The organism is Dyadobacter tibetensis Y620-1 (genome assembly GCF_000566685.1).
Classification (GTDB): Bacteria; Bacteroidota; Bacteroidia; order Cytophagales; family Spirosomataceae; genus Dyadobacter; species Dyadobacter tibetensis.
In genome coordinates, this window is the sequence record NZ_AZQN01000001.1 from 235,360 (window position 1) to 260,107 (window position 24,748).

A 24,748-nucleotide genomic window follows, 5' to 3' on the forward strand; every position below is an offset into this window, starting at 1 on the left:
GATATGAAGGTTTGTTGGGGAGAAAAAGATTCCTCCCCTTTTTTTTGTTTATCCGTTTTTCTTAACCAAGGAATATTCAAATTTAGGTTTACCTCTTTCACCACCGTCATTGGAATGGAAACTAAGGAATCTAAGTTTGTAGATATTCCCGGTAGTGTCTTTGATGAGATAATAACGATCGGTGCGTACACCCACTGGCTCTGTTGAAGAGGAGGTTACCCTCCAATTGGATCCTATTTTGTATACGTCATTTTCGAAAGTGATTCCCGCTAAATCCGCCTCCGTAAAATTGCTATATGAAATTTTACTAGCCATGACTTCTGCCGCTTCTACGCCCGAGTGTTGATTGATAGCTATCAAATCGAAGAAGGCATAAGGTATGTTGGTTGTCCCGAAGGCCGTTTGGTATAAGGCATAGGACCAACGAAAATCCCATTGAGAAGATGCTGGGCTAAAATCCACAATTTTTGCCTCGGTGGAAAGCTGAACATATTGAAAATGGTGATCAGCTCCTTTTTTAATTTCAATTGTTTTAAAACTTTGGTCTTGAATGCGTGCATATTGAAGCAAATAGCCATCATTGCCTTTCCGTAGGATTCTTAGTTTCCACCATGGTCTTACAGGAAGTCCACCCCCAGTGCCAGGATTCAGGATATACACTTGGTTTTCGCCATCGGAGGGGGAAATTCCAGCAATCACCGTTTTAGAAAGATCTCCTAATGGATCATCAATTAGATTGAATGATTCAGGAGTATAACCTAGCGACCAATTGCCTGCTTCAAGGGTGTCGGCGGCTGTCACTTGGTTGAGGTCTGTTTTGTTAGTAAGGCGGGCTGTTGCCGAAGTGAGGTTATTGATTATAACTCTAAATTCTTCTCCATTCGAAAAACCCAGGTCCCAACTTGACCTCCCTACGGCGGTCTGCCTGTTATTGCTAAGATCAACAAATACCGCATTTCCAGCGCTGGATCCAGATTCATTACCAATTAAGCCATTAAGTTGCAAGGTAGTTCCGATAGAAATGATGGGTCCGAATTTTAAGAGCAGGTTGCCTGTACTGCCAATTATTACGGGAGCAGTGACCGACTTAATCTTAAAGTTTACCGATTCGTCTCCATCTAGGAGTAAATCACTAGCTTTTTTGATAATGAATTCCGTCTCCGACTTGCCTTTAGGAATGCGCAGTTGGATACCGCTCTCACTGGCCTGGGGTGAGGTAGTGAATTCTGTACCATAAGTTATTCCTGAGGTTGTCAGATCAATTACGAGAGAAACGTCTTCAGTTGCTTCTCTATTCAATTTAAGTTTAATGGATAGCTCCTCATCTGTCTCATTCATTCCTTGTTCGCTGGCTTCGAATTGAACCAGCTGATCGGGTAGAGATATTTCATTATCCTTGCAGGAACTCCAGGTTAGGGATAAAAATATAAAGGCCAGGCAGTAATATAATTTTGTGTTCATGATTGGGAAGTTTATTAAGATTTATTTATTGATTTATTTTGGCCCAGTTATAAGCAAGTCCAAGAAAAAAAGATCGGCCATAGGCCAGGGGGATGTCGGCAGTCGACTGATGCCCTCTTCCCCCTGTCAGTGCCGAGCCACTGTTAATACTGGTGACATTGAAAACATTTCGAATTCCACCATTCAATTTTAAATTCCATCCCAACTTTTGGGTGAAAGTCAGGTCTGCCATATTATAAGCTGCCCTGTTTATTAAGCGATACGTATCATCAGAGGGGGATTCATATAGGGGCTGCTTGCCTGTGTGCTTAAAGGAAATACCTACTGTGGTTTCTGTTTTCTTAAATTGATACGATATGTTGCTATTGACTTCGGGTGTCCAGTTAAAATTGTTGCTCTCACCATTGGTAAGCGCATCGGCTCCTAAACGATTGTACCTTCCGATGTATTGAAATCCTATACTGGCCGAAACCTGTTTGAAGAATAACTGATTGTTCCAACTTGCTCCGGTGGTTTTGAACTTTTCAATATTTAAATAGGTGGTAATAGCAGGGTTGTCCGCCCTTATTGCCGTTCCAATAAGATTCTGGAAATGATTATAGAATCCACTTAAGGTCGAAGTAATACGAAGGGGGCTCTTGAATGGAATTCCTGCAGTTAATGAAGCATTAAAACTGTTGGAATGTTCAGCTTTTAGGTTTGGATTTCCCTGAATAGAATGTGAGGCATCGAAAAACGAAAAATAGAGTTCACGAAGATCGGGAGAGCGGAATCCCCGGGCATACCCCATTCGCAAATCTAGCCATTTGCTGATCTGAAGCTTGCTGTTGATGCTAGGAACGACGGGTGGGGCAGTATACTGGCTATTTTTTAGAAAACGTAGCCCTGGCCTTACCTTTAGCCTGCTTATTCTGAATTCAGGCGATATATACAGGGCAGTCTCTCTAATAGAAGGTGCGTTCACCTGTATACGTGCTCCTTTACTTTGGTTTTGTGTAAAGTCGATTCCGCCTAGGAGGGTTAGGTGTTTGGAAAACTGATAGACCACTGTGCCTCTGCCAAACGTGGTTTGAAACGTGGATCGGTCCTGGGCTCCTGCGTCCATGGAAAGGATTCTATTACCAGTTGTAACATCCAGGTTAGAGCTTTGAGTCTTTCGGCTGTAATCGGTAAAAGCCCCTTGTACTCCTAGCTTTAACCGGTCACTTATCTGATAGGAACTGTGAAGTTGATGGAACCAACGCTTGGTCAAGTAATATTTATCTGCAGCCATCTGAGTATTAGTATTAACGTCCCCCAGGCTCCGTAAGCTTTCATCGGTACCATTGAGACGATAGCTTATTCTTATTTTTTGGTTGTTATATCCGATTCCTGCACTTCCCAACCATTGTTCCTTGGGCATCCAGGCCTTGGCTCTTCCTGGCTTATCACCCTGCCATCCTCCAAAGTTGTTTCGACTTAGGCTACCCTCCAGACCCCATCCATTTTTCTTATAGCCCAAGGATAGACTGGCATTATGCACCCCCGACGATGTGAAAGGTTGATATTCATGGGCAACCGTTTCTTCCTGAAGCCGTGCATTTATCTTGAATATATGGTCGTCGGACCTTTTTGATATAATATTAATGACACCAGCCAGGGCGTCGGTTCCGTACATAACAGACATGGGCCCTTCAACAATTTCTATACGCTCAATCTGATTAATGTCAATCTGCCCTAAACTTTCCCGGGTGGCTCCTCTATCCGTCATAGGTACTCCATCCAGCAGGATTTTAACGTTCTGGCCTGACATACCTAATAATTCTATATCGGTCGTTCCTAAAATCAGATCATTGGAAAATCGAATTCCTAATTCTGTATTCAGAATAGCCTGGAGATTGGTCCCCCCCCGAAGCTGTATCTGCTCCTGACTGATGACCCTGGTCTGATAAACCGTTTGTTTTAGACTCTGGGGATAAAGGCTACCTGTAACCACCACTTCTTCGAGTAGATTACTGCTGTCCTTTAAAGTAATACTGGATAGGGTCAGATTATTCCTGGGTTCCATTTGAATCTCCTGTCGGAATTCTTCTTTACCTAGCATGCCAATAATTAGTTCATATCGTCCCGGCTTAATCTGCAGGCTGAACTCACCATTTTGGTTGGTAAATGTGCATTCAATGAGGGGGAGTACTCTAACCTGTGCTTTAGGTAGAACCTGTCCCCATTGATTAATAACTCGTCCCTTCAAGAAAGCGCTTTCATTTTGTGCTTGTAGGGCAGTACATTGCCCCATAAGCAGTATACTTAACAGGAAAATATATCTCATATTTATTTAGACTAATTATATTTTACAAAGGAAGTTTAATTTGGACTAATTCCAAATAGAAATAATTTATTTTTCATTTTCAGGATGGCGAATTGACATAATATCAGATAAATTATAACAAATTGACTTTATAGTTGCTGATTAGGGTAGATGCACCTGCACCAGACAAGGTTCATGAAGAATTCGCTAAAGGTAGAGACATGAATTAGCTGCACATGGGTGGACTATACCTGTCAGTTTTAATAGAAATTTATCAGGATATTACTCGATTTTAATACTTTTATACATTCTAAACCTTTAATAGTATCATAATGAAGAAATGCATCGGCATCTTATCACTCCTTATTGGGAGCTGCCTGGTTAGCTTTGGCCAGCCGTCCAAATTTAAATCAAAGCCCAATATCATTGTAATTTTTGCGGATGATATGGGATTTGGAGACTTAAGTGCTAATGGAGCCCTTAACTATCAAACGCCAAATCTGGATGGAATGGCCGCCAACGGTATGCGCTTTACCAATTTTCTGTCAGCCCAGGCCGTATGTAGTGCGTCAAGGGCCGCCTTGCTAACAGGCTGTTACCCCAATCGTATTGGCATATCAGGGGCTCTGTTTCCCTATGCAAAAAAAGGTCTGCATCAAGAGGAAAAAACCATTGCAGAAATGCTAAAAGAGCAGGGCTATTCCACAGCAATATTTGGGAAGTGGCACCTGGGCGATCATCCAGACTTTTTGCCTCTACAGCATGGTTTTGATGAATTTGTAGGTTTGCCTTATTCAAATGACATGTGGCCCGTAGACGAAAATGGTGTGCCCGTAGATACCGTGCATCGTAAAAATCATTATCCGGCCCTGCCCCTAATCCATGGAAATAAGAAGATACGTTCGATCAATACCCTAGAAGATCAGGCAGAACTTACAGCTACGTATACAAAAGAGGCCGTCAGATTTATCAATGCACATCAGAATGACCCCTTCTTTATTTACCTGCCACATTCCATGCCTCACGTACCGATAGCCGCCTCAGATCGATTTAAAGGAAAGAGTGGGCAAGGAATATATGGCGACGTAATCATGGAAATCGATTGGTCGGTAGGAGAGGTGCTGAAAGCCCTTCGGGAGAATGGGCTGGAAGAGAATACCTTGGTAGTTTTTACCAGTGATAATGGCCCCTGGTTAAATTATGGAGAACATGCAGGTTCGACTGGAGGATTACGGGAAGGGAAAGGTGTGTCGTTTGAAGGAGGACAGCGGGTTCCCTGTGTGATGCAATGGAAAGGTGTGGTGCCAGCAGGAAAAGTTTGTAACGAACTTTCCTCAACCATCGACCTACTGCCAACTTTTGCGACAATCAGTAGAGGAAACCTTCCTGTGCATAAAATAGACGGTGTTGATATTTTACCCTTGCTTAAGGGAGACTTTAGTTCACGGCCCCGCAAGGAGTTTTATTACTATTATCGGACCAATAGTCTGGAAGCCGTCAGGAGAGATCAATGGAAGCTGGTTTTCCCGCATCCAGGGAGAAGTTATGAAGGATTGCAGCCTGGAAAAAATGGCCATAGGGGGCCTACCCTGGAAACACGTCCTTTTCCTTTAGCACTTTATGACCTTCGAAGGGATCCAGGAGAGCGGTATGATGTACAAGAGTCTCATCCAGAAATAATGGCAGAACTTCAGAAGCTTGCGGAAAAGGCAAGAAAGGACTTAGGTGATGAACTTACCGGGATTGACGGAACCAATAATAGAAAAAGCGGGCAGGCTACCTGGTAGCCTGCTATACTCGGGGAATTACGGCACAGCTAACATGGTTCTCCCATTCTATTCTTAGGGCATGTTGCCCATCCGTTATACTGTTTAAGGGGATATTTTCCTTCCCCCTAAACAGTATAAACCCTTTGGAATATACCTTTCCGTGCCCATTGGCCACGATTTTACTGATAAGTGAAGTACTGGCACTAGGTTGTTGACAAGTCCCTCCGGTAAGTAAGAGGGTATGCTCGATATGGCTTGGGCGCTTCTTCAACCGAAGTGTATATTTGGTCCGAGTAGTATCTCCTGAGAGAATAAGCTTTCCCAGTATTCTTGAGCTATCTGAATCTTTAAATATGATTTTGATTCGTTTTGCCGCTAATAAGTTGGTAGCCGAAATCTGTAAGGCCAGAAGGAGGAACACAGTTTTGAAATCAGGAATTCTGATGGAGATATTCATGGCAGGAATGCTTCGCTTTTAATCCATATTTTTGTAAAACTAATGAATTAATACCTTATTAATTAGCTTTAAATTCCTTCAATTCGTGAGCGTTATACCAGGAATAGTCCTGAGCTTAGAAATAGTAACCAATGTTAATATTGAAGCGCATATCCCAACCTTCAAAAACGTTGGTGTCCCGATGTTGAGTACCTCCACTGCCCAACGCATTGGTCCATACTGGCCCTAGCCAGGGCTGATTTTTTCCTGCTGCAAAATCAATATAAGTATAAACGCTTCCTGCTGTCAACATAGCACCTGTAACGTTCATGATTGAAGGATCGAAGTTCTCTTTTAATTTGTCCATAATGCCAAGGTCGTTATACAATACCATATTGGAGATTGGCCCCCAGCTGAGTGGAATACTGTAGCTTAGTCCAAGGCTATAAATATTTGCACGGCTCGCTACAAGGTAAGGAGCCCCATAGGCAGTCATAGCCATCACCTCCCGGGTCTCACCCAGGGGATTTTCAGGGTTGTATCCATAATTGGCAAATTGCCCCTTGACACCGAATTTTTTTACTTTAAGTTCGTAATGAGCCGCGAAGGCGTAATGATTTCCAATATTTTCTGTGTCCAGATTAAATAAACCTCCATATTGTGCGGATATGCCGATTCGTTGCTGGCTTCCATCAGATACGATTTTATAGGTCAGATCTCCGTTAACCTGGTTTACTTCTTTATTTCTAAGGTTCAAATTTCCGTCTCCATTCAGGTCTATAGAAGCTACATCATAAGAATATCGGCTATCGGAGACATCGGTACCATTTCCAAAACGAAGCTCTTCTGCATTTTTAAAAAAGGCCAGGGTGTAATCCCAATGTTCTCCGGTATGCGTATATTTTATTCCCATGTCATGATCATCTTCCAGCCCTACATAATAATTTAAGCTGAAGAACCAGGAATTAGAATTATATTGAGTGATACCAAATGGAACCTGAGTAAGACCAATTTGTAGATTGCTTTGTTCATTAAAATCATATCCGATCCATCCTTGTTTAAGCATAGGGCCTCCAAAGTCTTTCGAATAAATTCTAAATTCACTATTAAGGGTTACTTTTTTATATGCGGCTTTTGCATTAATTCTAAATAGGTCGTATCCAAAATCTCCTCCACGCTTCTTTTGCGCAGGTTTCCAGGTAGAATAGTTGTAATTAAAGCGTAGCGCCCCACCTAGCTCTAAACTCGGCTTATCCTGGGCAAAGGAACATGGTGCCATGAGCGTCATGCTCATGAGAATTAAATATTTTAAAGAATTCATTTGTATTATATTAATAATTTGGATGCTCTTTGGAAGGTAGACCGGGGTCTATGGGCAGCCTAGTATTTATTTTAAAATGGCTAAGATTATCGTAGTTACCAAATAGTAAGAATCTTAGGAAAATTAAATTTTGAACACTTATGAAAGCGATAAGGAATAGAAGGTCTGAAGGTTGTGTATAGAGTCATAAGCCTGCAAATATACGGGTTTCATGCCTTTATATCAAGGGTAAACCTATCAGGATAGTGGGAGCAAGGCCCATTAATGTGCAAATTATTTGAATTAATTTCCCGGGGTTGATACTTCAAGTTGCCACATTTATCCTCTGGAAATGAAAAGACTGCCTGAAATTACAGAGGAGCATATAATGGATTGATAATCAGTATATACGAGCAATTAGTAGGTATTTGTAAGCATTGTTACGGGATAAGTTATTATTAAAAAGTATTTTATTCCAATCTGCTTTGCATATGTTTGCAATGACTTATCGTTTTCCAGAACATCCAAATCGAATTTTATGGAATTATTTATACTGTTTTCGATATTAATCACACTTGCAGCAGGCTTTTCATATATCAATGTCAGGTGGATTAAGCTACCATCAGGGATCAGCCTGATGTTAATGGGGACGATTGTTTCTTTATTGGTTATCATCGAAGGCTATTTCTGGAACGGTTTTACGGCATTGGTAAGGGAAAAGCTAGAATTAATTGATTTTTCTGAATTCTTGCTGGGTATGCTTTTAAGCTTTTTACTCTTTGCCGGATCCTTACATGTGCAACTGGCAGATCTAAGATCATCGGCCAAGAGTATCATTAGTTTTGCTACCCTTGGAACCGTCATTTCTACGGTGTTGGTGGGTTTTTCGTTTTATCTATTTATGCCTTTGTTTTCTCTGGAGGTACCCCTGATCTATTGTATGCTTTTTGGAGCCCTGATTTCTCCCACCGATCCAATTGCGGTAATGGGTATTCTTAAAAAAGCTAAGCTTTCCAAATCCATAGAGACGAATATTGTAGGAGAATCACTTTTTAATGATGGCATTGGCGTCGTGATATTTGCCACCATTTTACAGATAGCCTCAGTGGGGATCGATAATTTTGGAGCCATGGAAATAGGTATATTATTCGTTCAGGAGGCTATAGGCGGTATTCTGATGGGCTTGATTATTGGCTATCTGGGTTATGGCTTTATGAAGTCCATAGATCACTTTCAGACCGAAATTCTGATCTCACTGGCGATGGTAATGGGCGGGTACAGCCTATGTCATAGCCTGCATGTCTCAGGTCCGTTGGCCATGGTGGTAGCCGGAATTATGACCGGTAATCGGGGAAAGCGATTGGCCATGAGCGATATAACCAGAGATTATCTAGGGAAATTTTGGGAGGTAACGGACGAAATTTTAAATGCTATACTTTTTATGCTTATAGGGTTAGAGATTGTAGTAGTAAGCTTCGAGTTAGGTTACCTCGTCGTGGGTGTATTGATGGCTCTAATCATCGTAGTGGGTCGGTTTGTGGCTCTTTATATTCCATCAGTTTTATTTCGATTTAAGAACAGCATCGGGGGGATATCTACCCTGAAAATTATGACCTGGGGAGGACTCCGGGGAGGTATCTCCATAGCTCTTGCGCTTTCTATTCCTGCCAATCCGTATAAGGAGATTATTGTGTCAGTCACCTTTGTGATTGTACTGTTTTCAATTTTGGTGCAAGGATTTACCGTCGAGGGACTTATAAAACGACTTAGTAAATAGGAATTGATGAAAGAACGGATTCTGCGGTTTCGCAAGGTGATCGATCATATATTATTGATCATGAGTTTTTTATGCTCCCTTGGTGTACTGTTTCATATTGGGTACAATACGGATATCGTCATTGAACACCTTACCAACCGAATTCTGGAATGGTGTTTTTTGTTTTTTGCACTCGCACTGATTATCAAGACGGTTACCCAGTTTTTGAGCCAGTCGTCAAAAATTACCAAATATGCCGAGGCGATACTGTGTATTTATTTTATTGCGGTCACCATTGCCGATAATTATTATTTCAGTGGTGCCAACGGGACCCAACTCGTTAGGCCTGAATGGATGTATGTAGGTATTTATGGAATTTTTATCATCGAAATCTCAAAAAAGACCCTATTTTTCGATCAATTTTATTTTAATCCTACCCTCCTTTTTGTACTCAGCTTCTTATTATTAATCCTCTTGGGTACAGCTTTGCTTTTATTGCCCAAGTCCACCTATGATCGGCATATTACCTTCGTTGATGCCCTCTTTTTAGCCACCAGTGCGGTATGCGTAACGGGTTTGTCAGTGGTAGACGTAGCATCAGAGTTTACCCGATTTGGCCAAAGTATTTTACTGATACTTATACAGATCGGCGGGCTGGGGATTATGACTTTTACTGGTTTTTTCGGCTATTTCTTTTCAGGCGGATTCTCATTTAAAAATCAGCTGATGTTTACAGAGTTGATAGGAGAAGGCAAAATTGGATCGGTTATTAAAACCCTATATAAAATAATCTTTGTAACCCTCTCCTTTGAAATACTGGGCGCCTTCTTAATCTACCTGGCCCTGGACGACAATCAGTTTGAATCTGTGGCAGACCATATATATTTTTCAGTCTTTCATGCGATTTCTGCCTTTTGTAATGCGGGTTTTTCCACGGTTACGGGCGGCATTAGCAACGAGTCCCTCCGTTTTAATTATAATTTCCATGTGGTGTTAATTGCCCTTTATGTATTAGGAGGGTTAGGGTTTGCCATCGTATTTAATGTATATGAATTTGTGAAACGCTGGTTATGGAATCTATTCCATAAGGTTGTTTATCGGCGCGCCTTTATTTACCGGGCTCAGATTATTGGTTTTAATTCCAAAGTTATCGCTTATACCACCTTCTTTTTAATCACGGTGGGCTTTGCTGCTGTCTTCCTGCTGGAATTTACCAACTCACTTGCGATCCATCAAAGCATATGGGGGAAGGTCGTTTCTGCTCTGTTTACAGCGACCTCCCCAAGGACTGCTGGTTTTAATGCTGTGGATATGGCGCAGTTATCATTCCCTACCATCATGCTTATCTTCCTCTTAATGTGGATAGGAGCCGCTCCGGGATCGACAGGTGGAGGGGTGAAAGTAACCACTTTTGCCTTAGCCAGCATGAATATCGTTAGCTTGGTAAAAGGGAAGGAGTCCATAGAAATGTTTGGAAGGAGGGTTACAGGAGATTCTTCGTCCAGGGCATTCGCCATCATTAGCCTGTCTTTGATTTTTTTAGGAATATCAATTTTCTCCTTATCGGTTACCGATCCCGACAAGCATCTGATTTCATTAGCCTTTGAAAGTTTTTCCGCTTACAGTACGTCTGGGCTAAGTCTGGGGGTAACCGATAAGCTCAGCAATGCAGGAAAATTAGTCATTACAATTACCATGTTTGTAGGTAGGGTAGGCTTTCTCACTCTGTTGATTGCCATCATCAAAAAGGATAAGCCTAAGAATTATAGATTTCCTAATGAGCAAATGAATTTCTAATAGAAAAGAAACTGGACGCTATATAAGCCAGGATAGTTAGTACATTTGAACTGTATACCGATTTAGAAAAATAGCAATGAAATATGTAATATTTGGATTGGGGAATTTTGGTAAATCTCTCGCTATACGCCTGACTGAATTAGGTCATGAGGCAATTGGCGTGGATAATAACATGACCAAGGTGGAGCAATTAAAGGAAAAAATTACTCATACCGTGTGTATGGACTGCACCGATAAGAGTGCGGTAAGTTCTCTACCCCTCAAAGACGCCGATGCCGTGATCGTTGCCATCGGTGAAGATGAAGCTTCTTCCCTGCTTACTACCGCCTTGCTCAAGCAGCTTGGGATGAAACGAATCATTGGCCGGGTAGTGTCCGAGCTGCAACTCACGGTGCTGGAAGCCATGCAGATCGATGAATATGTGCTCCCCGAAGAGGAGTCGGCTGAACGGCTGGCAATGCGTCTGGATAACTCTGGAATCGTGGACTCATTTAAAATTTCGGAGCGCTATAGTATCATAGAAACGAAAGTGCCCAAAAAGTATATTGGTATGTCGCTGGCTCAAGCCGATTTTACGAAACGCTATCAAGTGATTGTACTAACGGTATTAACGGTTTCAAAAGCCTCTGAGAATGGCCTGATCAAGACATTTACCAAGGCTTCTGGCATTGCTACACCCGATACTATTATGCACGAGGACGAGGTATTGGTACTATTTGGCGAGATGAAGGATATAGAAAAATTAATGCATTAATAGCAGATCACAGACCTACGGTTTTCGGTGCCGAGGCAAGTTTACTAAAACTTGTACTGATAGCCCAGGCGGAATACCTGGGTTTCGAAATAATCGTTGCTCTTGTAGCTGAAGCCATCACCAAAAACCATCTTTCGGATTACCATGGTATTGAATAAGTCGCTTGCATTAAAGTAAATCTCGCCTTTTGAGAGTTGTTTTTTTGCTCCCATGTCAACTCCATATCGCGCTCCTATTTTTCCTTGAGGTATGCGGTCCGCAGCCATGTATTGGCCTGAAACTTGTATATCCAGTCCAGTTTTGAATTTCAAATTGGCCGTAATTTTGCTCTGGCCAGACCAAATTGACTGTTTTGTATTGGTATAGATTGTTGGTACGGGATAGAAATTTTGTACAGTAAATGCTTCGATTACATTTTGGTAGACGTTGACATTAGCACTAAGATCCAGCCAAGGAATTACGAGATGTTGTGCCATCAATTCAAGTCCGGTGTTATGGCTGTTGCCAGCATTTTGAAAGATATTATAAATGATGGTACTTCCTGGTAATATGCTTCCGATTCGCGTAATGGTATGGTTGGTAGCCTTATAATAAAGTGCAGAGAATAGATAACCCCGATCCCAGTTTCGTTTAAACCCTGCTTCAATATTAGAGGTGAACTGAGGACTGAGAGCCGGATTCCCTATTTTTATTATTTCGGGGTCATCATATTTAGGAAAAATACGGATGTCAACTTCATTGGGTCGATCCACGCGTCTGTTGTAAAACAGTGACACTTTGTTCCCTTCATTAAGTTTATAGGCCACTCTCAAGTTAGGAAAGGGCTGACCATAATTATATCCGTTACTTTTATAAGTGGGGTGGGAGGGGTTTACACTGTAACGAAGGTCGACGAACTCGAAACGAACTCCGGCTTCTATCTCGAAAAATTTATTTTCAAAAACATAGTTGCCATAAACCGCTGGAATCGTTTCATTATAGTTCGCCCATCCACCTGCCAGGGAGTCAATAGGCGAGTTAAGTCCTGGGAAAAATTCCATATTGGTAGGAATGTACCGCCTTCGTAGTTTTAGTCCTGCCTCTATCCTTCCGTAGCGGAGCGGCTCAATATAGTCTGTCGTGAGATCAACTACGTGTTCGTCGCTGAGAAGCTTGAAGGCATCTTTTCCGGTAAAATCCGGGAGTTCATTGGTAAAAAAATACTTTTCATCCTCTCTATGAAAGGTATAATTCAGGCCTACCAGCAAGGTACGCCCCGGTTGTTTATACTGGTGCTTATAAGTAGCGGCCAAGGTAGCAGTGGTCTTGAGCTCATCTTCTAAGAATGTCCAGAGTCGGATTATTTTGGTAAGGTCGCCATTGAAGAATGGTTCATCGCCATGATCAATTATTTTTTCCGAACTTATCAATCCTGAAACCGAGAATTGATTGAATTCTGACGGGCTCCAGTCCAGTCCCGTCTTTACTGTGCTGATATTGGTGTCCCGGTTTCTCCTCGTTTGTTGGTTCACAATTTGACCATCGTCGTAAATTCTCTCGACAAATTCATTCTTATTAAGCGTAGGGTTGTGGAGATAATCAGCCTGGAAGAACCAATTAATTTTATTCTTTCGGTAGTTAAGTGATAAAGATGGGTTTATTTTTGGCGTAAATTGATATTGTTTGCCGACTCCGGGTAAATTACTCTTTTTTATCCAAAGGGCACCCGCTCCCAAGGTTAAGCCTGCCTTTCCATTGAAACCATCTTCTCTGTTTTTCTTATATATAATATTGATAATGCCTGCCTGACCATTGGCATCATATCGGGCTGAGGGGTTGTTGATCACCTCTATCCGTTCCACCGCTGAGGCTGGTAGATTGTCCAGGCCTGTTTGAGACCCAAAACCGGTTAAAGCGGTTTGCTTTCCATCTAATAAGATGGCAACTTTATCACTGCCTCTCAAAAGTATCTTTCCATCCTGACCCACAGCCAGGCCTGGTAAGTTCCGCATAGCATCCAGTACCGATCCTCCTTGCTGACTAATATTCTCAGCGATGGAAAAAATCTTCTTATCCATGCTTTGATTAATACCGTCTTTCTGTCGGCCCGTAATGGTTACTTCCTCTAAACGATTCGGATCTGCTTCCAGCAAAATGGTGCCCAAATTTAAATATGGACTTAAGGTTCCAATTAGAATCTCATCTGTTTTAGTAAGGTATCCCAGATAACGAATGCTCAACAGGTAGGTTCCTGGTGAAATGTCGGCGAGGATAAAATGGCCGGTTGTATCACTGATACTCCCCCCGACGAAACTTTGATCAGTCGTTCTCAAAATACTAATATTGACATACGCCAAGGCTACTGATCCCTGTTGGGTAGCCACTTTTCCAGAAATTGTTACGCGTTTGCTTTGAGCCTGAATCTGCAGGATAGTGAGTAGGAAAATATATAAATGAATAAGGTATTTGAATTTTATCATGATACTTTAAAATTGATCAGCCAAAATATGATATTTAATCCGCATTAATTCTGAATATTTCCCAAAGTACGGGAGGTCGAGTTAAAGACGATTCTTCCCTTCACTCGATGGTTAAAGTCTGACTCACAAGTTTTCCTTCTTTTTCCAGACGTATAATATAGTTACCCAATGGCAATGGATAAATACTGCGAATTTCTATCAGTCCTAGTATCGTCTGGAGATCTATTTGAATAGGGTGTTGTCTGCCTTGAATATCATAAAGTTCTATGGTTTCAGGGTACCCGTTTTCTAGAGGGCGCACGAAGAATTGGTTACCGCTGACAGGGTTGGGGAAAACGCGGTATGTTGGAGGTGTGTCGCCTCTAAATGCCGCAATGATTCCCCCGTTTTCCTCGGTTCCATCGGTATATATTCTTCTGATTTGATAATAAACAGTTCGGTCTCCAGGAGTTTTGTCAAGGTAGCTGTAAATCTTGGACTCCGCTCTATTATCCAGGCCAGTAAACGTCTGTAGTGGTTTAAAATTTCTTTGATCGTTGCTACTTAATAGAATGACTTCTTTTAAATTGGGATGCGGACTTGAAAGCCAGGATATATATATACCATCGCCAAATGCACGGACATTAAGTCCTCTGGTCAATTGTGTAGGTTTTCCAGGGCCTATAAGTATGGGAGCCGATATATTTCCAATAATTTGCTTGTCGGCCGTGACTAATCTAACCACATAGCTGGCGGCAGGTAACGATTTTGGCAATTGCAGATATAAGGGACTTTTGTCTCCTGACCCCAGGGTAGCAATGTACTGTCCCTTTGCAGTCAGAAGTTCTGCTTCAATTTTTCGGGCAATGGAAACATTCTGGAGGTCAAAAGGGATAAACAAATAGGCGCCGGGGGAGCTGCTTGCAGGCACCATACCAGTAAATAAGAAGCCATTTGGTAGCAAAGGTTCTATACTCGAAAAAAAATCGTTGGAAAGGTTCCGATTCCAGGCTTGGGCGGCCTGGGAAATTCCCTGGATGCCGCCAGGAACATTTTCGAAATGGCCATGGGCCGGACGAGGAACCTGAACGCTATCCGTGTCCGCACCAAGCCAGGTATTGTATCCCGGAAGCGTCCCTAAATCTTTCTGAGCGGTCCTGACAGGCCAAAAAGGTTGGTCGCTGCGCCAGGTAACTGTAGACTGGCCTATAACCCAGGGTATGGCTTTGCCAAAATCCTGTCTGGATTGGTCTATGAGATATTGTATATTATTAAAATAGGTTTGGCGATCCATTCCTAGGTCGTAAGCGTCATTTTCTCCGTGAGACCAGAGCACGGCCCTGAGTCCTAGCCAGGAGTGGAAGTACCGTAAGGTGTTTTTAATATTAGAGTACGGCTGTCGATTAGGCCAATATTTGCCTACATAATGATTAAAGGCATTTTTTCCTTCTGCTGTTTCCCGGTAATGATTGCTATTGGCGGCTGCCCATCCAGCATTAAAAAATAGAACTGGGGTTCCCAATCTTTCATAAAGCATGTCTCCAAGCTCGCCCCATATCCAGGAGGTTTCACCAGCAGGGAATGTGAATCCATGGGCTCGAATCGGTGAGAAAATAGGGTGTTGCAAGGGTTGGTCTTCGGCTACTGTGATGTTAGATGGATCGAGAACCTTGTTGATAGTGTCAAATACAACGACATGGTCTAACCCCTGCTTTGCGCCCAATCCCTGAACGCCCATGGCGTTGGAGTTGCCTGCCACTAAAAATATTTCGCCTACTCCCACCCGTTCAACTATAGTCGTGTCTATCGGTCCATCGGCCCTTTGTCCCTGAACCAATAATCGGTGCCACCCCTTTGCTGCCGGCATTTGTAAATGAAAATTTCCTCGGGCCATTTGTCCTTGATTCAAGGAGCTATCAATGCTCATTTGATCGTCTTGATTGGGAATGAGCGTTACTCGAACACTTAAGTAAGGACAGTGCATATAGCCAGATATGGAGATTAAGGCGGAATCCTTCAGATCACGCTGAAATACCTGATGATTGCTTGGGTTGGTAAGTATGATTTGTGCAGTGGCAGCAATCAGATTACTAAAATAGAAGATAGCGGCAACGATCCAGTAAGTAAGAAGGGGGCCAGGAGCGATCATGAGCGCTAAGTTAGATTGGGTGACTGGTTTAGTTTGCAAATTAATGGAATATACTTTTGGTATGGCAATGGAATCCTGAGACTTATGAATTGAAAGAAATAATTTTTACAAATAAATAAAATCCAGCCTTGGTCTTTCATGGTAAGAAGGTGAATATACAGTCTTGTTATAGTAATAAAATTGTATACTAAGCTTTCCTTATCCGGAGATAGTTTATTATACTATTCAACCCATAATTAACCTTTGAACTTTAAATAATTGTAAAAATGTTTCAATGCCTTCCTTTACGCTCTAAAAATGCGGGTAGATTTACGTTGATTGCCATTCTGTTCTGTAGTCTATTGCTTACAGGTTACCGTCATCAATTCTCCAGCTTTACGAACAGTGCTGATAGTCTGAAAATTGCAGACTTTGTTGAGAAAGAATTTCCCTTCATCTCTACGCATATCGATGGACGTTCTATCGGAAATGGTTTTCCATCAAATAATCTAGCAGCTCGCACAGTTGCCATTCAACTAGGGGATAGTGCCTTTATGACCTTTGATACCGACCTTCTTCGCTGGTCGGTCGCATGGACACGGAAGTTTATGCCAATGACCTTAATGGCACAGGTCTCATACAGTGATTTTCACAACAAGAATAATCAGATCGCCACCATTGCAGGGATTCCTATGCTTGCTACGGGGCATTATGCAGGGTGGAAATCCGGGAACAAAACTGCTCAAATGGTTAATGGAAATGTGGTGCCAGAGGAATGGAGCGCCTTACCAGAGACTCAGGGTCGATGGAATGGAATATATACCTTGGGGACAAAGGTGGTAATGAATTATTCGGTAGGAGAGGCACAGGTGCTGGAACATCCTGGGCAAGTTTCATTTTCTAATCAAACTGCATTTACGAGAACGCTCTCGATAAAAAATAACAAACAGGATTTATGGCTTACAGCCGCTCATGTGACGAATACAAAGAAAGTGGTACAAAAGGGAAATGTAATCCTCCTCTATCAGGGAACCGCTCAGGATACGGTTACAGCGATTGGCTATTTGGGTAGAAAATCCAAATCTTTAACCTTAGGTGTGCAAGGTGACAGCCTTTTAACTGTTCGGTTTCTAGCCTCCGATGAGCCTGCTACGGCTTCCTTGGCGCTTTGGAAGGGGCCTGCTTCTTTGGTAGGGCAATTTGAAAAACTATGTAAGAAAACTAAAATCGATTTTCCTGATCCACTTCAGGGAGGTCCTGCATATTGGCCTCAGATCATTTCCACACAAGGCTCACTTTCGCCAGATACGGCAGCCTATGTTACCGATAAGTTGTCGCTTCCCTTACCTAATCCATGGAATAGAGGCGTGCGTGCCGCTGATATTGCCTTTTTTAAGGATGGTAGGGCCGCCTTGATAACCTTCGAGGGGGATGTCTGGATTATTGGGGGGATAGACAGAGGTCTACAGAATCTTCAGTGGAAACGATTTGCATCAGGCATGAATGAGACCATGAGCATTGAAGTGGTTGATGAAAAAGTACTCGTATTTAGTAGAAATGGCATTACCCGATTGCACGACCTGAATGGTAATGGTGAGGCGGATTATTATGAGAACTTCTCCAATATAATACCACAATCGGCCGAGGGCCGTGAATGGGCAGGAGATTTGGTTCATGCCATGGATGGAAGCTATTATGTCGCTATCGGAGGGAGTCTTAGCAATGGTCCTGGAATTACACCCAAAGTTGCCAATGGGTTTCGTCAGGGATCCAGGTATAATGGCTCCATTTTGAAACTTAGCGCGGACGGAAGATCCTTTGAGGTAGTCGCTACAGGTCTTCGTGGTCCCTACCTGGGTTACCACCCCGAAAAGGACATACTGACAGCCTCTGATCAACAAGGCAATTTTGTTCCTTCTACACCGCTTTTTGTTGTTAAAAAGGGTGATTATTTCGGTGTACCTCCTACGATGCACAGAGACGATAATCCCCCTATTACTCCACCGCTAACCTGGATACCTCATAACATCGATCAATCCGCTATTGGTCAGGCTTGGCTAACGGGTAATAAAATGGGTCCAATGAGTGGTGATATGGTTCACTTATCATTTGGCAGACCCGGTCTGTTCCGTGTCCTGATCGATAGCAGCGCTCAAGTGATTCAGGGAGCCGTGACGCCCATCAATGCGGATTATCCAACCCCAACTTCCAAGGCAGCTGTGAGTCCCAAAGATGAACAATTGTACATCGCTGGTTTTAATCTGTGGGGGTCGAAGTCAAAAGGAATAAGTGCATTACTTCGGTTGCGCTATACCGGAATGCCTAGTTATATGCCCAGTAAGTTCCAGGCGGGGCAACAAGGTGTCATTATCGGGTTCGACAGTCCCTTAGATCCAGAATCGATACATCAGAAAGGAAGTTTCAAAGTAAAACGATATAACTACCAGCTAACGGATGCCTATGGTTCGGGTCACTTTAAATTGGACGGTAGTAAAGGAGAGGAAATTTTACCCGTTCGTGCTTCATACCTTTCTGCTGACCGAAAGCAGGTTTTATTGCTGATCCCCGATATGAGAACGGTGATGCAAATGGAACTGGAATATGATTTGAAAGCCAAAGACGGCAAACGAATGCAAGATGGAGCTTATTTTAGCATTAATCATGCCGGCTCTATGGATCTTAAACCCTATGGTTTTTCAAATGTTGATCTGGCTCTTTTAGAAAAGGCTCCCGATAAGGCTGAACAGGAGGAAGAAGAACCCGCTACCGTGGCTCGTGGCGAGAAAGTATTCAGAACCATGGCTTGCGCCGGTTGTCATTCGGAAGGAACGCGAACAAAAGGAATGTACGGACCGCCTTTCCAGAATTTATATGGCGCTACACGACAATTTGAAGATGGAACTTCAGGCATTGCAGATGAGGCCTATTTAAGAGAATCACTTCTGGCTCCTGCCAAAAAGATCGTAAAAGGCTATAGTCCGGAGATGCCTTCCTTTGAGGGGATCTTGACTGAAACTGATATTGCTTCTGTAAGTATGTACATCAAGTCCTTAGGAAAAAAATAAGGCTCCTATAGTTCTGGTTCCTTAGGGTGTCATGATACATTCCTTCTGATTGATGTGGAAAGTGATTACTATTTTGCTATTGATGCGACTACGTCGATGTGGTCGTCTGGTATAAATAATGCAACGTTCAGAGTTAAGTGTGGTTTTACTTTTAGTAAGTCAACTTAAAATTCTAGTTGTCAGTATTTTATCGCATCTTATTTTTTTGAAAAATCTGAATTGAGGAAAATATTTTATTTTTCATAGTATATATGAGTAGTAGCCAATCGAATTGGCTCTTTATGAGTAGGATTATGTATGCCGTTATAAATAATTTTCTTCCTCTTAGTATCCATGAATATTTGTAAAGTATCTAAAGCCTTTCTGGCTATTTGTGTCCTCCTCTCCTTAACTGGGCTTCGACCATTATCGAAGAGGATGGGGCTGGAATTTCCCATTGAAGCAAAACAGATCAAACTCCCGTCGGGCTTTAGGGCCCAAATAATGGCTAAGGATCTAGGAACGACGCGGCATATGGCCATTAACGAGTTGGGCGATATATTTGTACGCCTATCTAAATTGAAGGATGGGCATGGAATGTATATATTAAAGGATCGGAACCAGGATGGAATTATAGAAGACCAGCAACTATTGGGCGACTATCCGGGAACCGGAATTGTTATAGGTGGCGGATATCTATATACTTCATCCAATTCGGCCGTATTCCGCTACAAATTAGGGAAGGGAGGAGAGCTGCCTGCCAATGCAGAACCTACGCAACTCATCAGTGGTTTGGTAGATCATGGGCGCGACAATGCCAAGCCCCTGACCCTCGATCGTAAAGGCAATATTTATGTGACCATCGGTTCGTATAATGATAATTGCCGTCAGGAGGGTTCTGGAACGGGCATGGCCCCCTGCACCATTTTAGATTCGGCCGGAGGCATATGGAAGTTTAATGCAGCCCGGGCAAACCAAAAGTTTTCGGATGGGAAACGCTACGTAACGGGACTTAAAAATGCCGTGGGAATCGATTGGGATTTTAATACCAATTCCCTCTATGCCACAGCCCATGGGAGAGGGAAGTTTGACGATAAGTTTCCGCAGTATTACAGTGCTCAGCAAAGCGCAGAACTTCCTGCAGAAACGCTATATAAAGTGAAAGAGGGTGATGATGCCGGTTGGCCCTATATTTATTATGACCAATTTCAAAATAAAAAAATGCTCGCTCCGGAATATGGAGGAGACGGGAAAAAGACGGCAGGAGAGCGTGCAATAGATCCAATTCAGGCCTTCCCCGCTCATTTGGGGCCCAATGCATTATTATTTTATACTGGAAGCATGTTTCCCAAACGTTACCGCAATGGCGCATTTATTGCTTTTCACAATCAGTCCCCAGAGCTGAAGAAAGGGTATATGGTGGCCTTTGTGCCATTTGTCAAAGGGAAGCCTGGTCAGTGGGAAATTTTTGCTGATAATTTCGCAGGGGTCGACTTAGCCATGCCCGATGGTCCGGTTCAGCATAGACCCTGCGGACTAGCCCAAGGACCCGATGGCGCACTCTACGTGAGTGACGATTTGAATGGTACCATTTTTAAAATCAGCTATAAGTCCGAATAGGACAGGTGAAATCTTATTAGAAAGCGCATATGTCTGGAATCCTTGCAAGACATATGCACTTTCTAATCATGACCAAATAATGGGCAACTACCCATCGGTTATACAGTCGCCAGGGGTCTTTCATTGAAATGATGAAGTAATTCCAGGAACTCTTCATTTAAGGCTGCAATTTTGCTGCTTTTATAATCATATAGAAGCATTTTTGTGCTGGCAGTAGAAAGCACCGTTTCTACATTATTGATGAGGCTAAGGATCATGCAATCAAGAGTAAACCCCATCGAGTTGACGTCAGAAACTCTGACAAATATTCTAGCAGGCTCTGGAAATTCCAGGGGATGATGTACCTCCAGTTTGGTCTCCTGCTCTATTAATCCTTTTTCTTTCCATTTGCCCTTTAAAATCTTAATCAAATAAAACATTCTACCTTGTTTCATTAAAGATTCGAAGGAGGCCTCCTTCGGTAAATTGAGGGAAATGATATCACTCCAGTTGATATCCAGGCGCATGCTGAAATCGTACTTCTCTCGTTCTTGCAGTGTGGCGTACATGATGTCTTAGGTGTATATGGATAAGGCTTGAAAATATTCTATACCAAACGATTCCTATGCTCTATGAATTTAGAAATACTGGCTGGTCTAAAAGCTATTCAAAAGTAACAATAATATTATGAAATACAGGTAGTGCTTGTAGAGTAATTTGTTTTTAAATTTATTAATCGGTAATAGAAATTGATGTCATATAATTGTTATCAATGAGAAGAGTTTAGTATTTCTTTACTCATTCGTTATCATATATTTTTATATATTTTTGCAGAATTATTTAGGGAGTAGCGAACTAAAATGCTAAGACATGCCTTCGTATAAAGTCAGAGTGAAATTGATTGAAAAAGTCGGAGCCCTTTTCAGCTATTCTCCCAATAATTATGGAGAATAGCCGTAAGGACGCCGACTTTAAATAATAATCCTTAGCCCTTACTTCGTTCTTACATAGAAGTGGGTAACGTTGCCTTTGCCGGAGTGTCGCGAATCAATCTCTATTTCGGGGATATGTCTTATCAGATCGACAAGCTTTTTATATCCATAGTTCCTGGAGTCAAAATCTGGTTTTTTCTTTAGAATCATAGTGCCTAATACCCCCAGAAAAATCCAACCATCCTCTTCAGAATTATCGTTAATGCTGTCGGCAATCAGTTTGACCAGTTCCTTATCTATTTTGGATACCGAATTATTATCGTCTTTGGCCGGATCGGTGTCGGGTTTGTTAGGCTCTTTCCTAGATTTCTTACTAGAAATATTTTCCTGCTTACTTTCTTTTTTGAGGATCTCTATATAAATAAATTTATTACAGGAAGCAATAAAGGCCCCGGGGGTCTTGCGCTCTCCAATACCGTAAACCTGCATGCCTGCCTCCCTAAGCCTGGTTGCCAATCGGGTGAAATCACTGTCCGAAGAGACGATACAGAACCCATCTACATTTCCGGTATAGAGAATATCCATGGCATCAATAATAAGCGCGGAATCGGAGGAGTTTTTTCCGGAGGTATAGCTGTATTGCTGGACAGGGGATATTGCGTTTTCCAATAATACCGTTTTCCAGCCCGATAGGGTAGGTTTGGTCCAGTCTCCATAAATACGTTTGAAGGTCGGTGTCCCATATTTTGCAATCTCCTCCAACATATCTTTAATGTTAGCGTAGGGTACGTTGTCAGCGTCTATTAACACTGCTAATCTTAACTCATTATTTCTATCCATAATTCATTCCATCTATATGATTGCGACTGTAAGGAAACTGTGGTTACAATCTTTACAATTTCTTAGCTGGGGCAAATATAAGGCTACATTATATATTTCAAGGATTAATATCTGATCCAGGGCATGCCGGGCACCAGGAGGTCAATAGGCCATTAAGTTTTCAGGGAGGCAAGGGTAAACCCGGTATTTTTCGTCGTAATACTAGGATTTAATTATTATTTAAGGGCGAAAAAATATAAAAATATTAATTCTGCAATGATGGCTCAACTGAATATGAAATCGACAAACCAACGAAGCTATGATGCAATTGTTGTGGGTACAGGAATAAGTGGGGGCTGGGCCGCAAAGGAGCTTTGTGAGAAAGGCCTTAAAACACTTATTCTGGAAAGAGGGCGTGATGTTAAACATATACAAGATTATCCTACCACCCATATGATGCCATGGGAGTTTGAGCACAGGGGCAGGCCAAGTTTAGCAATTCAAAAAGCCAATCCTATCGCTAGCCGCCATTATATTTTCAAGGAAGATGCCATGCATTTCGTGGTGAAAGATGCTGAGCATCCCTATATTCAAGACAAGCCATTCGATTGGATGCGTGGGTATCAGGTAGGTGGGCGCTCATTGCTCTGGGCCCGACAGACCCAGCGTTGGTCCGATTTCGATTTTGAAGGACCTGCCCGGGACGGGTTCGCCGTCGACTGGCCCATACGTTATGCCGATCTGGCTCCTTGGTATAGCTACGTGGAAAAATTTGTAGGTATTTGCGGAAACAATGATCATATTCCTCATCTGCCGGATGGGGAATTTTTGCCGGCATTTGAAATGAGTTGCGTAGAGAAGCATTTGAGTGAACATATAAAAAAACAATATGGAGGTTCTAGGCACCTCATTGCCAGTCGAGCCGCTCATATAACTGATCCTCAACCTATTCATACCCAACAAGGCCGGGCGAAATGCCAGCATCGGTATATGTGCCAAAGGGGCTGCCCCTTTGGTGGTTATTTTAGCTCTAATTCTTCCACCCTCCCTTGGGCTGAGAAAACAGGTAATCTTACTTTGAAGTCCGATTCAGTGGTCCATTCGGTCATTTATGATGAACACCAACAAAAGGCTATTGGCGTTCGGGTAGTGGATGCTCTGGATGGGGAAATCACGGAATATTACGCTCGAATTATCTTCCTTAATGCCTCAGCTATCAATACCAATCTAATCTTACTTAATTCCCGAACAAGAAGATTTCCTGATGGCCTGGGAAACGATTCCGGATTACTGGGAAAATATATCGGTTTTCATAATTATAGTGGGCGAGTCTCGGCAGATGTAGACGATTTCTTTGCCTTTCAAAGTGATGGAAGACGACCCACTGGCACTTACATACCTCGTTTTCGTAACGTTTATAAACAAGAAACAAATTTTTTAAGAGGCTATTCCGCCTCCTGTAATAGTTCCAAAAAAGATAATCCTACTCCGGAAATGGGAGCGGTTCTTAAGAAAAGCCTATTGATGCCCAGTCACCAAGGATGGACGATAGCTGCACAAATGATGGGCGAAACAATTCCTAAGGAAAGCAATAGTGTTAGGCTCGATGAGCTGGAGACGGATCGCTGGGGTATCCCTTTATTACGTATGTCAGTAGATTTTGATGAGAATGATGAAAAAATGTTGCAAGATTTCTATGAACAGATCTCTGAAATGTTTGATACAGCGGGTTTTAAAAATATTAAAACCAGTCATACCCGTCGTAATCCTGGGAGTGAAAATCATGAGATGGGAGGAGTTCGGATGGGACATGATCCTAAGACTTCACTCCTAAATGGCTTCAATCAAATGCATCTTTGTCGAAATGTCTTCGTCACCGACGGTGCCTGTATGACCTCCACTTCTACCCAAAATCCCTCATTGACCTATATGGCGCTCACAGCCCGTGCTGTAGACTTTGCCTTCTCCCAACTAAAACGAGGTGAATTATAGGGGAAATAATATGTTGGATATAGTATGAAAATACTGGGTATGAGCTATATATCCCTTTCTTTCTGATTGGGATACTTTTTTATTGTCAATATAAGATATATTTATTTGGACTAATTATAAATTAATATTAGGTTTGTAACCTGATTGAAATATCAATGCCGAAGGGGTCAAGCCAGAGGTTTGAAAATTAGATTGGATAAAATGGATCGTACGGCGCCAACCGTACGATCCCCCAC

Annotated in this window: 15 protein-coding genes; 7 read left to right on the top strand and 8 right to left on the bottom strand. The window is 42.3% G+C overall.

What is annotated here, in order from left to right; all coding sequences use genetic code 11:
* Nucleotides 1-48 precede the first annotated feature (48 nt).
* Nucleotides 49-1,461 carry an HmuY family protein gene (locus X939_RS0101000; RefSeq protein ID WP_025761382.1) on the bottom strand — a complete coding sequence of 471 codons (1,413 nt, stop codon included), beginning with the start codon at nucleotides 1,459-1,461 and terminating at the stop codon, nucleotides 49-51.
* Nucleotides 1,462-1,486: 25 nt separating this feature from the next.
* Nucleotides 1,487-3,769 carry a TonB-dependent receptor gene (locus tag X939_RS0101005; RefSeq protein WP_084299275.1) on the bottom strand — a complete coding sequence of 761 codons (2,283 nt, stop codon included), beginning with the start codon at nucleotides 3,767-3,769 and terminating at the stop codon, nucleotides 1,487-1,489.
* Nucleotides 3,770-4,080: 311 nt separating this feature from the next.
* Between X939_RS0101005 and X939_RS0101010 the strand changes: the two genes are divergently transcribed.
* On the top strand, nucleotides 4,081-5,535 hold the full coding sequence (locus X939_RS0101010; RefSeq protein WP_025761384.1) for a sulfatase family protein: 1,455 nt from the start codon (nucleotides 4,081-4,083) through the stop codon (nucleotides 5,533-5,535).
* 4 nt (nucleotides 5,536-5,539) lie between these two features.
* Here X939_RS0101010 and X939_RS0101015 read toward each other — a convergent pair whose 3' ends face one another.
* Nucleotides 5,540-5,974: a hypothetical protein gene (locus X939_RS0101015; RefSeq protein ID WP_025761385.1), complete on the bottom strand. Its 435-nt coding sequence runs from the start codon at nucleotides 5,972-5,974 to the stop codon at nucleotides 5,540-5,542.
* A gap of 115 nt (nucleotides 5,975-6,089) precedes the next feature.
* Nucleotides 6,090-7,274 (bottom strand): putative porin, encoded by a 1,185-nt coding sequence (locus X939_RS0101020; protein WP_025761386.1) that lies wholly within the window; start codon nucleotides 7,272-7,274, stop codon nucleotides 6,090-6,092.
* Between the two features lie 517 nt (nucleotides 7,275-7,791).
* On the opposite strand from X939_RS0101020, the gene X939_RS0101025 reads away from it, so the two are divergent.
* The 3 genes from X939_RS0101025 (at nucleotide 7,792) to X939_RS0101035 (ending at nucleotide 11,560) form a co-directional block, all read left to right on the top strand.
* Entirely contained in the window at nucleotides 7,792-9,030 is a 1,239-nt protein-coding gene (locus tag X939_RS0101025) for a cation:proton antiporter (protein WP_025761387.1), read from the top strand.
* A gap of 6 nt (nucleotides 9,031-9,036) precedes the next feature.
* Nucleotides 9,037-10,806 (top strand): TrkH family potassium uptake protein, encoded by a 1,770-nt coding sequence (locus X939_RS0101030; protein WP_044198154.1) that lies wholly within the window; start codon nucleotides 9,037-9,039, stop codon nucleotides 10,804-10,806.
* 76 nt (nucleotides 10,807-10,882) lie between these two features.
* The gene (locus X939_RS0101035) at nucleotides 10,883-11,560 is read left to right on the top strand and encodes a potassium channel family protein (protein ID WP_025761389.1); all 678 of its coding nucleotides are present in this window, start codon (nucleotides 10,883-10,885) and stop codon (nucleotides 11,558-11,560) included.
* Between the two features lie 44 nt (nucleotides 11,561-11,604).
* Here the strand turns inward: X939_RS0101035 and X939_RS0101040 are convergent, their stop codons facing one another.
* The gene (locus X939_RS0101040; RefSeq protein ID WP_025761390.1) at nucleotides 11,605-14,019 is read right to left on the bottom strand and encodes a TonB-dependent receptor; all 2,415 of its coding nucleotides are present in this window, start codon (nucleotides 14,017-14,019) and stop codon (nucleotides 11,605-11,607) included.
* Between the two features lie 100 nt (nucleotides 14,020-14,119).
* The gene (locus X939_RS0101045) at nucleotides 14,120-16,186 is read right to left on the bottom strand and encodes a T9SS type A sorting domain-containing protein (RefSeq protein ID WP_131694689.1); all 2,067 of its coding nucleotides are present in this window, start codon (nucleotides 16,184-16,186) and stop codon (nucleotides 14,120-14,122) included.
* Nucleotides 16,187-16,413: 227 nt separating this feature from the next.
* On the opposite strand from X939_RS0101045, the gene X939_RS0101050 reads away from it, so the two are divergent.
* Both X939_RS0101050 and X939_RS0101055 read left to right on the top strand, forming a co-directional pair.
* A complete protein-coding gene (locus X939_RS0101050) occupies nucleotides 16,414-19,191 on the top strand; it encodes a DUF6797 domain-containing protein (RefSeq protein WP_025761392.1) in 2,778 nt (925 codons plus the stop codon).
* A gap of 333 nt (nucleotides 19,192-19,524) precedes the next feature.
* Nucleotides 19,525-20,790 carry a PQQ-dependent sugar dehydrogenase gene (locus X939_RS0101055; RefSeq protein WP_044198157.1) on the top strand — a complete coding sequence of 422 codons (1,266 nt, stop codon included), beginning with the start codon at nucleotides 19,525-19,527 and terminating at the stop codon, nucleotides 20,788-20,790.
* A gap of 98 nt (nucleotides 20,791-20,888) precedes the next feature.
* On the opposite strand, the gene X939_RS0101060 is transcribed toward X939_RS0101055, so the two are convergent.
* Nucleotides 20,889-21,338: a thioesterase family protein gene (locus X939_RS0101060; protein WP_025761394.1), complete on the bottom strand. Its 450-nt coding sequence runs from the start codon at nucleotides 21,336-21,338 to the stop codon at nucleotides 20,889-20,891.
* A 423-nt stretch (nucleotides 21,339-21,761) separates the two neighbouring features.
* Nucleotides 21,762-22,541: an NYN domain-containing protein gene (locus X939_RS0101065; protein ID WP_025761395.1), complete on the bottom strand. Its 780-nt coding sequence runs from the start codon at nucleotides 22,539-22,541 to the stop codon at nucleotides 21,762-21,764.
* 258 nt (nucleotides 22,542-22,799) lie between these two features.
* On the opposite strand from X939_RS0101065, the gene X939_RS0101070 reads away from it, so the two are divergent.
* Nucleotides 22,800-24,512 (top strand): GMC oxidoreductase, encoded by a 1,713-nt coding sequence (locus X939_RS0101070; protein WP_025761396.1) that lies wholly within the window; start codon nucleotides 22,800-22,802, stop codon nucleotides 24,510-24,512.
* The last annotated feature ends 236 nt before the right edge of the window (nucleotides 24,513-24,748 follow it).

Excerpts from the sequence above, each read along its gene's own strand:
- X939_RS0101065 (WP_025761395.1), bottom strand. The coding sequence starts at position 22,541 with ATGGATAGAAATAATGAGTTAAGATTAGCAGTGTTAATAGACGCTGAC.
- X939_RS0101055 (WP_044198157.1), top strand. The coding sequence starts at position 19,525 with ATGAATATTTGTAAAGTATCTAAAGCCTTTCTGGCTATTTGTGTCCTC.
- X939_RS0101035 (WP_025761389.1), top strand. The coding sequence starts at position 10,883 with ATGAAATATGTAATATTTGGATTGGGGAATTTTGGTAAATCTCTCGCT.
- X939_RS0101060 (WP_025761394.1), bottom strand. The coding sequence starts at position 21,338 with ATGTACGCCACACTGCAAGAACGAGAGAAGTACGATTTCAGCATGCGC.
- X939_RS0101000 (WP_025761382.1), bottom strand. The coding sequence starts at position 1,461 with ATGAACACAAAATTATATTACTGCCTGGCCTTTATATTTTTATCCCTA.
- X939_RS0101030 (WP_044198154.1), top strand. The coding sequence starts at position 9,037 with ATGAAAGAACGGATTCTGCGGTTTCGCAAGGTGATCGATCATATATTA.
- X939_RS0101050 (WP_025761392.1), top strand. The coding sequence starts at position 16,414 with ATGTTTCAATGCCTTCCTTTACGCTCTAAAAATGCGGGTAGATTTACG.
- X939_RS0101015 (WP_025761385.1), bottom strand. The coding sequence starts at position 5,974 with ATGAATATCTCCATCAGAATTCCTGATTTCAAAACTGTGTTCCTCCTT.
- X939_RS0101025 (WP_025761387.1), top strand. The coding sequence starts at position 7,792 with ATGGAATTATTTATACTGTTTTCGATATTAATCACACTTGCAGCAGGC.
- X939_RS0101020 (WP_025761386.1), bottom strand. The coding sequence starts at position 7,274 with ATGAATTCTTTAAAATATTTAATTCTCATGAGCATGACGCTCATGGCA.
- X939_RS0101005 (WP_084299275.1), bottom strand. The coding sequence starts at position 3,769 with ATGAGATATATTTTCCTGTTAAGTATACTGCTTATGGGGCAATGTACT.
- X939_RS0101040 (WP_025761390.1), bottom strand. The coding sequence starts at position 14,019 with ATGATAAAATTCAAATACCTTATTCATTTATATATTTTCCTACTCACT.
- X939_RS0101070 (WP_025761396.1), top strand. The coding sequence starts at position 22,800 with ATGGCTCAACTGAATATGAAATCGACAAACCAACGAAGCTATGATGCA.
- X939_RS0101010 (WP_025761384.1), top strand. The coding sequence starts at position 4,081 with ATGAAGAAATGCATCGGCATCTTATCACTCCTTATTGGGAGCTGCCTG.